Annotated in this window: 12 protein-coding genes; all 12 read right to left on the reverse strand. The window is 64.2% G+C overall.

The annotated features are described in order from the left end of the window. Positions 1–104: 104 nt before the first annotated feature. The 12 genes from ureG to ACN6NG_RS16110 all read right to left on the reverse strand — a co-directional run bounded on the left by ureG (position 105) and on the right by ACN6NG_RS16110 (position 12625). Positions 105–728 carry an urease accessory protein UreG gene (ureG, locus tag ACN6NG_RS16055; protein ID WP_010953755.1) on the reverse strand — a complete coding sequence of 208 codons (624 nt, stop codon included), beginning with the start codon at positions 726–728 and terminating at the stop codon, positions 105–107. 11 nt (positions 729–739) lie between these two features. Next, positions 740–1414, reverse strand: a complete 675-nt coding sequence (locus ACN6NG_RS16060; RefSeq protein WP_063423952.1) for an urease accessory protein UreF — start codon at positions 1412–1414, stop codon at positions 740–742. Next, positions 1414–1959: a HupE/UreJ family protein gene (locus ACN6NG_RS16065; protein WP_063423951.1), complete on the reverse strand. Its 546-nt coding sequence runs from the start codon at positions 1957–1959 to the stop codon at positions 1414–1416. Before ACN6NG_RS16065 ends, ACN6NG_RS16060 begins: the two co-directional genes overlap by 1 nt. An 18-nt stretch (positions 1960–1977) precedes the next feature. Next, entirely contained in the window at positions 1978–2475 is a 498-nt protein-coding gene (gene ureE, locus ACN6NG_RS16070; RefSeq protein ID WP_063423950.1) for an urease accessory protein UreE, read from the reverse strand. Between the two features lie 10 nt (positions 2476–2485). Next, positions 2486–4189 (reverse strand): urease subunit alpha, encoded by a 1704-nt coding sequence (gene ureC / locus ACN6NG_RS16075; protein WP_197897617.1) that lies wholly within the window; start codon positions 4187–4189, stop codon positions 2486–2488. Further along, a complete protein-coding gene (locus ACN6NG_RS16080) occupies positions 4186–4503 on the reverse strand; it encodes an urease subunit beta (RefSeq protein ID WP_063423948.1) in 318 nt (105 codons plus the stop codon). The genes ureC and ACN6NG_RS16080 overlap by 4 nt, the downstream gene beginning before the upstream one ends. A 19-nt stretch (positions 4504–4522) precedes the next feature. After that, positions 4523–4825, reverse strand: a complete 303-nt coding sequence (locus tag ACN6NG_RS16085) for an urease subunit gamma (protein ID WP_016486440.1) — start codon at positions 4823–4825, stop codon at positions 4523–4525. Positions 4826–4834: 9 nt separating this feature from the next. After that, positions 4835–5668, reverse strand: a complete 834-nt coding sequence (locus ACN6NG_RS16090; protein WP_049277668.1) for an urease accessory protein UreD — start codon at positions 5666–5668, stop codon at positions 4835–4837. 278 nt (positions 5669–5946) lie between these two features. Continuing rightward, positions 5947–6861, reverse strand: coding sequence for a site-specific integrase (locus tag ACN6NG_RS16095; protein WP_063423947.1), 915 nt, complete (start codon positions 6859–6861; stop codon positions 5947–5949). 428 nt (positions 6862–7289) lie between these two features. Next, positions 7290–9551: an ATP-dependent DNA helicase gene (locus tag ACN6NG_RS16100; RefSeq protein ID WP_474314998.1), complete on the reverse strand. Its 2262-nt coding sequence runs from the start codon at positions 9549–9551 to the stop codon at positions 7290–7292. Continuing rightward, positions 9548–11197 carry a VRR-NUC domain-containing protein gene (locus tag ACN6NG_RS16105; RefSeq protein WP_279923596.1) on the reverse strand — a complete coding sequence of 550 codons (1650 nt, stop codon included), beginning with the start codon at positions 11195–11197 and terminating at the stop codon, positions 9548–9550. The genes ACN6NG_RS16100 and ACN6NG_RS16105 overlap by 4 nt, the downstream gene beginning before the upstream one ends. 120 nt (positions 11198–11317) lie before the next feature. Further along, positions 11318–12625, reverse strand: a complete 1308-nt coding sequence (locus ACN6NG_RS16110) for an MFS transporter (protein WP_232106966.1) — start codon at positions 12623–12625, stop codon at positions 11318–11320. Between the last annotated feature and the right edge of the window lie 29 nt (positions 12626–12654).

Below are 12654 nucleotides of genomic sequence, written 5' to 3' on the forward strand. Positions count from 1 at the left end.
GCCCCAGGGTATCAGCATCACGGCTGTAATCGTGGGGCCGCTCTGCGGCCCTATCGCGACACAAGGCCGCTCCCACAAACAGCTCGCTCGGACATTGCTACCTTTTAGCCACGCACACCCAGCATCCCGCGCTCGACGATGAAATCAATCACCGCCTGCAACCCCTCACCCTTCTTCAGGTTGCTGAAGGTCCACGGCCGCTGCGGGCGCATGCGCTGGGTGTCGCGCTCCATCACTTCCAACGAAGCCCCTACATAAGGGGCCAGGTCGGTCTTGTTGATGACCAGGAAGTCCGACTTGGTAATGCCTGGGCCGCCCTTGCGCGGGATCTTCTCGCCTTCGGCCACGTCGATCACGTAGATGGTCAGGTCGGCAAGCTCCGGGCTGAACGTGGCGCTGAGGTTGTCACCGCCGCTTTCGACGAAGATCACCTCCAGGTTGCCAAACTTGCGCGCCAGCGCCTCGACGGCCGCCAGGTTCATCGAGGCGTCTTCGCGGATCGCCGTATGCGGGCAGCCGCCGGTTTCCACGCCCACAATGCGCTCGGGCTCCAGGGCGCCGGCCTCGGTGAGGATGCGCTGGTCTTCCTTGGTGTAGATGTCGTTGGTAACCACGGCGATCTGATAGTGGTCGCGCATGGCCTTGCACAGCGCTTCCAGCAGTGCAGTCTTGCCAGAGCCGACCGGGCCGCCGACACCGACGCGCAGGGGTTGTTGATAGCTTTGCATGAAGGCAGTCCTCAGGAACGGAACAAACGGGTGTATTGGGTTTCGTGACGTGATGACGCAATGGCCAGCAATGGCAGGCCGCCACCGATCTGGTCGTCGCCCAGGGCCAATGCCTGGTCGAGGGCCGCGGGCAAGCCGGTGCTCAGGTCGCGCAGCAAGGTCTGGGCAGCCTGCTGGCCGAAAGGCACCAGCTTGACCCCGGCCATGACCGCGCCCTCCAACCAGGCAAAGGCATAGCCAAGGGCCAGCTGGCGCAGCGGAATTGCCCAGTGCACTGCCAACCAGGCCATACCGCCCAGCTGAGTCAGTTCAAGGCTGGCGCGCCAGGCCGGGGCCTGGCCCAGTTGCCAGCCATCAAGCAGCCGCGCAAACGCCGCGCCACGTTGTTGCTCTTCAAGGCGCAGCTCGGTGGTCTCGCGGTTGGCCAGCAGGAAGCGGCTCCAGTGGGCGAACGTCTCGGCATTTTCGGTCTGGCAAGCGTGGTACAGGCGCGCTAGCAGCGGCCAGTCGAGGCAGGCCAGGGTGTCGTCGACCTGCTCGCGCTGCCAGGCAGCGAAACCGTCCACGCCTTTTACCCAGCCCGCCTCCACCGCCCACTCCAGGCCCTGCGAGTAGGTGAACCCCCCCACCGGCAGGCCGGGGCTGGCCAGCTGCAGCAGGCGCAGCAACGCCATGTCGCTGTTCATCAACCGGCCAGCACCAGCGCGGCGCTGGCCAGCAAGCCGCCGCCAAAGGCCTTCTGCAGGCCACTGTGACGGCGCAACAGGCAACCGACCGCAAAGCCCGCCGCCAGCAGCAGGCCGCTGACCGCGACAAAGCCGGCGCTGAATTGCCAGAACGCACTTGGCGTGGCTTCTACGCCATGGGCCCAGCCATGGAACAGGGCGAACACCGGCATGGCCATGGCCAACAGCAACTGCCGGCTCGGCAACAATACCGCCCCGCCAGCCACCAGCAGCGACAGGGCGATCAAGGTTTCCATGCCCAGCACGTCGCCAAACAGGTGGCCACACACTGCCCCGCCAAACATCGCCGCCAGGGTTGCCAGGGGCAGTGTCAGGCTGCGCCCGGTCAATGCAGCGAGTACGCCTGTGCCCAGCAGCATCAGCAGGTGGTCCAGGCCGGTCAGCGGGTGCAGCAGGCCGTCCTGCAGCGGGTTGCTGTCATGGCCAGGGTGGGCGAAGGCTGGCAGGGCCAGCATCAGCAGAAACAGGGCGAACGTCTTTTTCATAGATTGCTCCGAGGCAGTTCAGGAATGGGCAGGCAGGCGCACGAACGGGTGATCGTGGCCGTGGGCATGGCTGTGGCCGTGCGGTGCGCTCTGGTACGCCCCCGCTTCAGGCTCGAATGGTGCCTGTTCCGCTTCTACCGTCAGGCCCAGGCCACGCAGCATGTCGTCCAGCACATGGTCATGCTGGAAGCGCAACAGGCCAGGCTCGATCTGCAGCGGCACGTGGCGGTTACCCAGGTGATAGGCCGCGCGGGCCAGCAGGTGCGGATCGGCGCAGCGCACCGTCGACACGGCCTCGGGCGCCGCCAGTACGCGAATCAGCTGGCTGCCTTCGGCATCGGCAAGCAGTTCACCGCCACGCAACAGGTGGCCGCGCTCGAGCATAAGCCCGGCTTCGCGCCCATCGTCCAGGGTTACCCGCAGGCGGCTCTTGATGCGGCTGTCCACGTCCAGGGTGACGGTGCCGCTTACAGCAAGCGTGCCGGTGTCGGTGATACGGCGGTTCAAGACAATCATGGGTGCTCCTTTAAAACAGGAAGTAACGCTGGGCCAGCGGCAGTTCGCTGGCAGGCTCGCATACCAGCAATTCGCCATCGGCGCGCACCTGGTAGGTCTGCGCATCAACCTCGATCAGCGGTTGCAGGGTGTTGTGGACCATGTCCGGCTTGCGCACCCGGCGGCAGCCGTTGACTACGCCAATCAAGCTGCGCAGGTTCAGCTCTTCGGCCAGGCCACGGTCCATTGCCGCCTGAGGCAGGAAGGTCATGCGCGTGGCATGTCGCGCGGCACCGAGGGCGCCGAACATCGGCCGGTAGTGCACCGGCTGCGGCGTGGGGATGGAGCCGTTGATGTCGCCCATGGGCGCGGTGACGATCATGCCGCCTTTGATCACCAGGGCCGGCTTGACCGCGAAGAACGCCGGCGACCACAGCACCAGGTCGGCCAGCTTGCCCGGCTCTACCGAGCCCACCTCGTGGCCGATGCCGTGGGTCAGCGCCGGGTTGATGGTGTACTTGGCGATGTAGCGCTTGACCCGGAAGTTATCGCTGTAGGCCGTGTCTGGCGCCAAAGGCCCACGGCGCAGCTTCATCTGGTGGGCAACCTGCCAGGTGCGCAGCACCACTTCGCCAACCCGGCCCATGGCCTGGGAATCAGACGAGGTCATGGCAAAGGCGCCCATGTCGTGAAGTATGTCCTCGGCAGCAATGGTTTCGCGGCGGATGCGCGATTCGGCAAAGGCCACGTCCTCGGCGATGCTCGGGTCCAGGTGGTGGCAGACCATGAGCATGTCCAGGTGCTCGTCCACGGTGTTTACCGTGTACGGCAGGGTCGGGTTGGTCGAAGATGGCAGCACGTTGGCCTGCCCCGCAGCGCGGATGATGTCCGGCGCGTGACCACCACCGGCACCTTCGGTGTGGAAGGTATGGATGGTGCGGTCGCCGATGGCCGCCAGGGTGTCTTCGATACAACCGGACTCGTTGAGGGTGTCGGTATGGATCGCTACCTGGATGTCCATTTCCTCGGCCACGCCCAGGCAGCAGTCGATAGCCGCCGGGGTCGAGCCCCAGTCCTCATGCAGCTTCAGGCCCACCGCACCGGCCGCTATCTGCTCACGCAGCGCGTCTGGCCGCGAGGCATTGCCCTTGCCCAGCAGACCGATGTTGATCGGCAGGCTGTCGGCGGCCTGCAGCATGCGCGCCAGGTACCAAGGGCCGGGCGTGCAGGTGGTGGCATTGGTGCCGGTGGCCGGCCCGGTGCCGCCGCCGATAAAGGTCGTGACGCCGCTATTCAGGGCCTCATCCACCTGCTGCGGGCAGATGAAGTGGATATGCGAGTCGACACCGCCGGCGGTGACGATCTTGCCCTCGGCCGCAATCACTTCGGTGCCGGGGCCCACCGGTACGTTGACGCCCGGCTGCACATCCGGGTTGCCGGCCTTGCCGATCACCGCGATTCGCCCGTGCTTGATGCCGATGTCGGCCTTGACGATACCCCAGTGGTCGATGATCAGGGCGTTGGTCAGCACCAGGTCCATGGCCTCGGCGGCCAGCATCTGGCCCTGCCCCATGCCGTCGCGGATGACCTTGCCACCGCCAAACTTCACCTCTTCGCCGTAAACGGTGTAGTCCTTCTCCACCTCTACCCACAACGCTGTGTCGGCCAGCCGCACACGGTCGCCCACGGTGGGCCCGAACATATCGGCATAGGCCTGACGGGAAATACGGCTCATACCCTGCCCTCCAGCGGGCCCATCACCTTGCCCTGGAAGCCATAGACTTCACGCTTGCCGGCGTAGGCCACCAGCTGCACAGTGCGCGCCTGGCCCGGCTCGAAACGCACGGCGGTGCCGGCCGGGATATCCAGGCGAAAGCCCAGGGTTGGCGCACGGTCGAACACCAGCGCGTCGTTGACTTCGTAGAAGTGGTAGTGCGAGCCGACCTGCACCGGCCGGTCGCCGTGGTTGGCCACACTGACACTGACCGTTTCGCGGCCACTGTTCAGCTCGATATCGCCAGCGGCGACCTGGATTTCACCTGGGATCATGCGGGGCTCCTGGGCTGTTTCAGACGATGGGGTCATGCACGGTCACAAGCTTGGTGCCATCCGGGAAGGTCGCTTCGACCTGCACGTCGTGGAGCATCTCGGCGATGCCGGGCATCACCTGCTCGCGGGTCAGCACTTCGCGCCCCTGGCTCATCAGTTCGGCAACGGTGCGGCCATCGCGGGCGCCTTCCAGTACGGCAGCACTGATCAGCGCCACGGCCTCCGGGTAATTGAGCTTAAGGCCACGGGCCAGGCGCCGTTCCGCCAGCAATGCGGCAGTGAACAGCAGCAGTTTGTCTTTCTCTCTTGGGGTCAGCTCCATGGCGCTCTCTCAGGTAGCCCAGATACGCGGTGGGCAGGCTGGCAGGCCGAGGACGGCCGGGCGCAGCACATGCCACAGGCGTTGCAGGGTGCGTTGCAGGTGTTGGTTGTCATGGTCAAGCACACGGATAACCAGCAACGACCCCAGCAGGGTCGCGCCGGCCGGGTTGGCCAGTTCGTCGAGCAGTGGACGTACCTGCTCCAGCACCGCCTGGTCGGCCGGTGCCGCACAAAACGTCGCAAGCAGCGGGTGGCCGCCAAGCTTGTCCAGGCGCCCGCCTTCGATACGCAGGCGTTCATGCAGGCCGACTTCGTCGGGTAATTGGATGTGCAAACGACTGTCCAGAGCGCCCTGCTCGAAACGCTCGTTCATCACAGGGCGCCCCAGGCACAGGGTTTCCCAGGCCAGCAAGCGCGCCCCGGGTTCGAGGGTGAAACGGCTGTGCAGGCTGGCGCGGGCGCCGGAAAAGAAGATGCTGTCTTGCGGCAGCCATTCCAGGGTGCTGCCGGCGGCCAGCTGAAAACGTTGGGTCAGCCGCGCGGTGGGGCCGATGCTGCGGTAGAACTTGCTGGCACCGGGCATGGTCAGCAGCGCATGGCTGCCGGGTTCCAGATGGATATCCAGGTCAAGGCGGTCGCCGGCGACGATGCCACCCGGCGGGTGCAGTACATAGACATGGCACGGTGCACCTTCCGGGTAGAAAGGCCGCTGCACCAAAAGAGGTCCGAAATGCCTACGCGCACCAAGGCGGGTCACATCCTCGCGCCTGACAAAGCGCAACTGCAGGTGGGCGCTCCAGCCTGCATCGTCTTGTTGTTGTTCGATCTGCTCCGCGAGCGACATCCTGCGGCCCCTGAAATCCGTGGCCTGCTGGCCGTTTAGAGGGTCCGGCGCGGGCAGCAGCTAGCACGCGCGGCCTGACCACTCGATCAAATTCGCAGGCTGGATATAGCAGGTTGCGGGCCAACTCCGCAGGTGAAGGCAAATGAAACTTTCGCCAGGGCCGCTCTGGCATCGGGCATACGAGGGGATGGCGCACAAAGCGGGGGCGGAGGTTGGCCCTGTTTCGGTGCCGGCAGAAGTGCAAAAGGGGCCGCAACGCGGCCCCAAAACATCAAACCTCAGTAATCGAAACGGTCGACCGCACGCCTACGTTCGTTGTCGTCACGCCGGTCATAGATGGCTGTGGTCTGGATGTTGACATGGTGCGCCAGCTTCTGGGCAATCGACAGGTCATGCTCTTCGATCACCCGGGTGATGAACGCCCGGCGGAAGTCGTGCGGCATGATTTTCACCCCCACTTGCGCACCGCGCTGGCGGGCAATGTAGTAAATCGCATGCTTGGTGATACGCGCCCGGGTAATGTGGCTACCGCGGCGGATGCGGTTGAACAGGAACAAGTCGTCTTCTGCCCCGGGTGGCAGGTCCTGACGGCGCAAGTCCAGCCACGCCTGCAGCTTTTCAAACGCCCATGGCGGGGCGTACTTGATCAGTTGGTGGTTGCCCTTGCCCACCACCTGCAGGCTACGGGCCTCGAAATCGACCTGGGCCAGGTCGATGTCCACCGACTCCGACTTGCGCATGCCGGTGCCGTACAGCAAGGCGATGATCGCCGCGTCGCGTACCCCCTGCGGCCGCGGGTCGGATGCGCACACATCCATCAGTTCGCGAATCAGGCTGCGGCGCAGGTTGCGCCCTGGCGGCAGGCGGCTGCCAGTGGCCGGTTTAACCTCGCGAATGCGCAACAGCTGCTCATGGTCGATCAGGCCCTGGCGCCAAGCCTCGTTCATCACCCCGCGAATGGCGTTGACGTACAGCGACGAGCTGTTGGGCGCGTAACCGTCGGCACGCAGGGCCGACACCAAGGCGATCACGTGGCCGGGCTCTAGCCGATGCCAGGGCACGTCGACGACATTGCAGTCGACAAAGCCCAGCCGGTCGGCGGCGTCCTGAAGGATGTAGCGCATGGTTTGCTGGCTGGATGGGGCCAGACGGGCCATGTACTGCAGCAGCGGATTTTTTGAGAGATCGGACAAAAGGTGAATCCTGTAGCGAAGCGGTCGCCGGCAGCGAACCGGCAAACGCTCAAGCGAGTCAAAACGACCTGCGAACAAGTCCCAATGACCGGCAAGCGCGCATGCCATCAGGACCCTGAACGGTGCCATCACCTTGATATTCAAGAGCTTTGCAACTGGCACGGTTCGTAATCTTACCCCAATTGAAGCCTACCGAACGAACCGAGGATCGCCCATGGCAAGTGCAACCCATCGTTCCTGTTGTAGCTGTAGCCCAGACAGGCGGCATGCCCGGCTGACGCGGTCATTTGTGGGAGCGGCCTTGTGTCGCGATAGGGCCGCAAAGCGGCCCCGCAATCTGTGCATCCTCGCTGAAATCGTGGGGCTGCCTTGCAGCCCTATCGCGACACAAGGCCGCTCCCACAAAGGGCAGCGCGAGACAGGGATTGCTAGAGGATGGCTGCCGGCCACCATGTCGGAAACATCTGCTGCACGCGGGGTTCGGCAAAGCGTTCGTCTATCAATACCAGCACGCCCCGATCCTGGTCACCACGGATAACCCGGCCCGCCGCCTGGATCACCTTGCGCACGCCAGGGTACAGGTAGGCGTAATCGAAGCCCGCCCCAAACTGCTGCCCCAGCCGCTGTTTGAACTGTTCGTTGACCGGGTTGACCTGCGGCAAACCCAAGGTGGCGACAAACGCGCCGATCAACCGGGTACCTGGTAAATCCACGCCTTCGCCGAACGCACCGCCCAATACGGCGAAGCCCACGCCTTTGCCATCGGCGACAAAGCGGTCAAGAAACCCTTGGCGGGCCGCCTCGTCCATTCCCGGTTCCTGGGCCCACAGCGGAATCTGCCCATGCCGCTCGGCCAGCAGACCAGCCACTTGCTGCAGGTATTCGAAGCTGCTGAAGAACGCCAGGTAGTTGCCCGGCATGCGCTCGTACTGTTGGGCAATCAGCTCGACGATCGGCGCCAGGGAGGCGTGGCGCTGCTGGTAACGGGTGGACACCTGGCTGGCAATCCGTACCTCCAGCTGCTCTGCGCGAAACGGCGCAGCCACTTCCAGCCACGCGGTATCGGCCGGCATGCCCAGCAAGTCGCTGTAGAAATGCCGCGGGCTCAACGTGGCGGAAAACAGTGTCACGCTGCGGGCCGCCTGCATGCGCGGGGCCAACAGGCGTGCCGGGGTGACATTGCGCAGGCACAGAGTAGCCAGCCGACGCTTGCGCGGGCCCTGACGCTGGCTGATGTCGAACAGAAAGTGCTCATCGAACAGCTCGGCAACCCGGCTGAACTGCAAGGCCTGGAAGAAGAACTGCAACACCTGCGGGTCCATTTGCGCAGGCGTCTGGTTGATCTGCTCCTGAATCAGCCCGATGCATTGCTGAAGGGCGCGCAGCAGGCCGTCTGGCAGCGACTCGCTGGCTTGATAAGGCGCGCGCTGTTCTTTATAGAGGGCGTTCCACTGCCGGTTAAGGCGGTCCAGCGCACTGACCAGCCCAGGCGGTTTGCTCTGACGCAGGGCCAGCAGCTGCCCTTGGTCAAGGGTGGCGCTGTACATGCTGCGCCCACGCTCGACAAGATTATGCGCTTCGTCCACCAGTACTGCCACGCGCCACTGGTTGAGCTGAGTGAGGCCGAACAGCAAGGCATGCGCATCGAAGTAGTAGTTGTAGTCAGCGACCAGCACGTCGACCCAGCGCGCCATCTCCTGCCCCAGGTAATACGGGCAAACCTGATGCGCCAAGGCCACTTCGCGCAGGTTGGCACGGTCAAGCAAAGGCAGTGCTGCCGCAGCCTCACGCGCTGCCGGCAAACGGTCGTAGAAGCCTGCGGCCAGTGGGCAGGATTCACCATGACAGGCCTTGTCGGGGTACTCACAGGCCTTGTCGCGGGCGATCAACTCCAGGGTGCGCAAGGCAGGTTGTGGCGTGGCATCGGTGATCTGGCTCATGGCATCGAGGGCCAGCGCCCGGCCCGGGGTCTTGGCAGTGAGAAAGAACAGCTTGTCCAGGTGCTGCGGCACCATGGCTTTGAGCAGCGGGAACAAGGTACCGAGGGTCTTGCCAATGCCGGTGCTGGCCTGGGCCATCAGGCAACGCCCGGTACTTACCGCCTTGTACAAGGTTTCGGCCAGCTGCCGTTGGCCCTGGCGGAACTGTGGATAGGGGAAGCTCAGCGCCTGAAGCCCTTGGTCACGCTCGGCCAGACGCCGTTGCTGGAATTGGGCCCAGCCCAGAAAGCGCTGGCACTGGGTTTCGAAGAAGGCCCGCAATTCAGCAGCGGTGTAGTGCTCACTGAACAGCGTCTGGTCATCGCTGTCCACGTCCAGGTACACCAGCGCCACCTCGATGGCTGGCAATTGCCGTGCCTGGCACATCAACCAGCCATAGACCTTGGCCTGGGCCCAGTGCAACTGGCGGTGATTGGCCGGCTGACGCGCCAGATCGCCACGGTGCGTCTTGATCTCTTCCAGGCGATTGCTGCCAGGGTCATAACCATCGGCGCGGCCTCGCACCCTGAGGGTTTCGAACTGGCCTTCAAGGGTGATTTCCGACTCGTAGCCCGCAGCACGCCGTGCCACTACCCGCTGATGCCCTTCGATGCCCTCCTGGGCGGTGGGCGACGGCGTAAAGCGCAGGTCCAGGTCGCCGACCTTGGCGCTGAACTCGCACAAGGCACGCACCGCCACGCTGTAGCTCAAGGCGTTTCGCTCCAGCGCACATGGCACACCGCAACGGGCAGGCCGTGTTGCCTGCAGAACTCAAGCCAGCGCAGCTGGTTGTCCTGCAAGCGGTCACCGGGCCCCTTGACCTCGACCATGCGGTAACGGCCCTGCTCGGGCCAGAACTGGATCAGGTCGGGCATGCCGGCGCGGTTGCTGCGAATGTCCTGCAACAAGCGCAGGAAGCACTGTTTCAGCTGGGCAGCCGGCAAGCACGCCAAGGCCTGTTCCAGCAGTTCCTCGCTGAGCATGGACCAGAACACGAACGGCGACTGCAGGCCCTGTTTGCCCTTGTAGCACTCGAGAATCGCCTGACGATGGCTGCCATCGTCGAGCCGCCCCAGGCAGAGATCGAAGAGCGCACTGCGCCGCTGCTGGAAGTCACTGTCGTGCAGGTCCTGTGGCGCGGCCTGGAACGGGTTGAAGAATGCGCCAGGCACAGGGGCGAAGATGGCCTCCCAGCACAACAGGCCAAACAGGCTGTTGAACAGCGTGTTCTCCACGTAATGCGCCTGGCCGCCCTCTTGCGCCAGGTGTTGACGCACAGCTTCCTCCACACCCAACGCAGCGTACTCGCGGGGCAGCTCGAGCTCAATCAGCTCCAGCGGTGTGGCACGCTGGCGCCGCTGTGGCGGGCCGCCGAGCTTGCGCGCCAGGCGTGGCAGCATCCGTTCCAGTGCCTGCACTTCCAGCGCGTTGGCCGGTGCCGCCGCGAGCTGTAGTGCCAGCGCATGGGCCTGGGGCCACTGCTCAGTGCGCTCAAGCACCCGCACCTGGCGAATGCGTGCCTGGGCATGGCTGCACTGGCCGTACACTGCCATGGCCTGGTCCCACTCCCCCAGGCGCTCGCATTGCTGGCCCAGGGCGAACTGCAGGCGCGCATGGCGGCGGGCCAGCCACGGGTTGTCACTGTGCAGGCCCTGCAGGGTACCCAGGATCGACACGGGTTCGTCGCCCTGCTCCAGCCGCTCGGCGCACTGGTGCAAGGCCATGGCCAGGTCGACTTCGGCACGTTGCTGCAGGGCTCGCGAGCCCGTGCTGAATGGCACCTGCTCGTAACGCAACACACCGAGGTCGGCGAGGACGAACTCTGACCAGTCCTGGTACAGGTTGCCGAAGAACAACAGGCGCATGCGGTCGCACAAAGGTTGCAGGCACCACTGGAGGATGCGCACCTCGCTGTCGGGAAACCATTCGGCCAGTGACCGGGCCACCAGCCCCAGCGGATGCAGCTGTGCCAACAGCTCATGCTTGGCGGCACGCGGGCGGCTCAGTTGCCGGGCGAAGCAGCGGGCCAGTTCATCTTTGCGTAGCAAGGCGAACAGCTGTTCCAGGCCCAGTTGCTCGGGTTCCCGCACCCAGCCGAGTTTCTGCAAAGGCTGCAGCGCCAGCGCCGTATCGCCGATTTCGGCGTAGTCGAGCCGGTCGCTGCGAAACAACTCCCCTTTGCGCATGACCATGCGCACCATCAAGGCCTGGGTTGGCGCTTGCAGTTGGTTGAAGGCACGGATGAAGGCCAGTTCCTGGTCATCGAGCAGGTCCTGGTAGCGCTGTTCGACCCACAGCACTACCTGGCGGAAGTTATGCAGGTAGTAGAACGGGTCGTCGACGGAATGGGCGATCACTGGCGGAGTTCAGGTTGCGGTAACAGGCACTGTTTATACATACAGATAACCATGCCTGACAAGAGCCGTGGGTCGCGTCACGATCAACGATCCGCTTGGGGCGCAAAGCGCCCCCAGGATTTATGCCTGTTCAGTCGCTCCAGTCATCTCCCCTGCTTCGTCCTTGGCACTGCCAATCGGCGCCTGCAGCAACAGGAAGTACGCCACCGCCGAGCACAACGCCACCACCGCACTGATCATGAACGCCGTGGTGAACGAGCCCGAGTACTGGATGCTGAAGCCAGTAGCGATCGGCGCCACGGAGCCGGCAATGTAGCCGCCGAAGTTCTGAATCGAGCCAAACGAGGCCACGCGCGGGCTGTCGACGATGGTATTGACGATCATCCAGGCAGTGGCACTGGCCATGTTGATGCTGAACAGTGCCAGGCACAGCAGTATGACGCAGCCTGTCAGGCCGGTGACGAACGACAGTGGCAAGGTGAACAGCGCCGCCAGCACCAGGCCGGTAATGACGCTGAACTTGCGGCTGCCCAGCACAGTCATGCCACGCTTCACCAGCCGGTCGCAGAAGCGCCCGGCAACGATTGTACCCGCCGCACCAAAGCCGTAGGCCAGCGACACGACCCAGGCGGTCTTGTACAGGTCCAGGCCGTGTTCACGCTCGAAGTAGCCCGGCAACCAGGTCAGGTGCAGCCACAGCATGTAGATCACACCCATGAAACCCAACACCGCACCCCAGGTGCTGCGGTGCTTGAACAGGTCCAGCCAGCCGGCGAAGTACGAAGCCTTCGGCGTTTGTACCGGGGCCACAGGCGCCTTGTGTTCCGCTGGCAGCGGCTTGCCTTCGGCCTCCAGTTCCGCCAGGTAACGCGCCTTGCTCTTGTAGAACGTCAGCCAGCACACCGCCAGCACCACACCGATCACGCCGGTAATGATGAACATGCCACGCCAGCCGAAGTTGACCATGAACAACGTCAGCAATGGCGGCGCAAGGCACGGGCCGAGGCAGGTCGACGACCACACCACGCCGGTCGGCGTGCCGCGCTCATTGGCATCGAACCACTCCGACAGGGCCTTGGCCGCCGACGGGAACATGGGCGCCTCGCCAATGCCCAGCAACACCCGCAGGCCCATGAAACCGGCAAAGCTGTTGACCATGCCAAACGCCGCCTGGGCCACCGACCAGCCCAGCAGCGAGGCGCCGAGAGCGACCTTGCTGCCCAGGCGGTCGATGATCATGCCCATTGGCAACTGGGCAAAGGCGTAGGCAATGGAAAACGCCGACAACAGGATGCCCATCTGCGACGGGCTGATCATCATGTCTTTCTGGATGGAGGTGTTGGCGATCGACAGCGCACTACGGTCCAGGTAGTTGACGATGCCGATCAGCAGCAGGAACACAACGGTGATGCGCTGGTACTTCTTCATAGGGTTCATGTGTCGACCTTTATTATTAT

This window comes from Pseudomonas sp. TSO6, assembly GCF_056098905.1.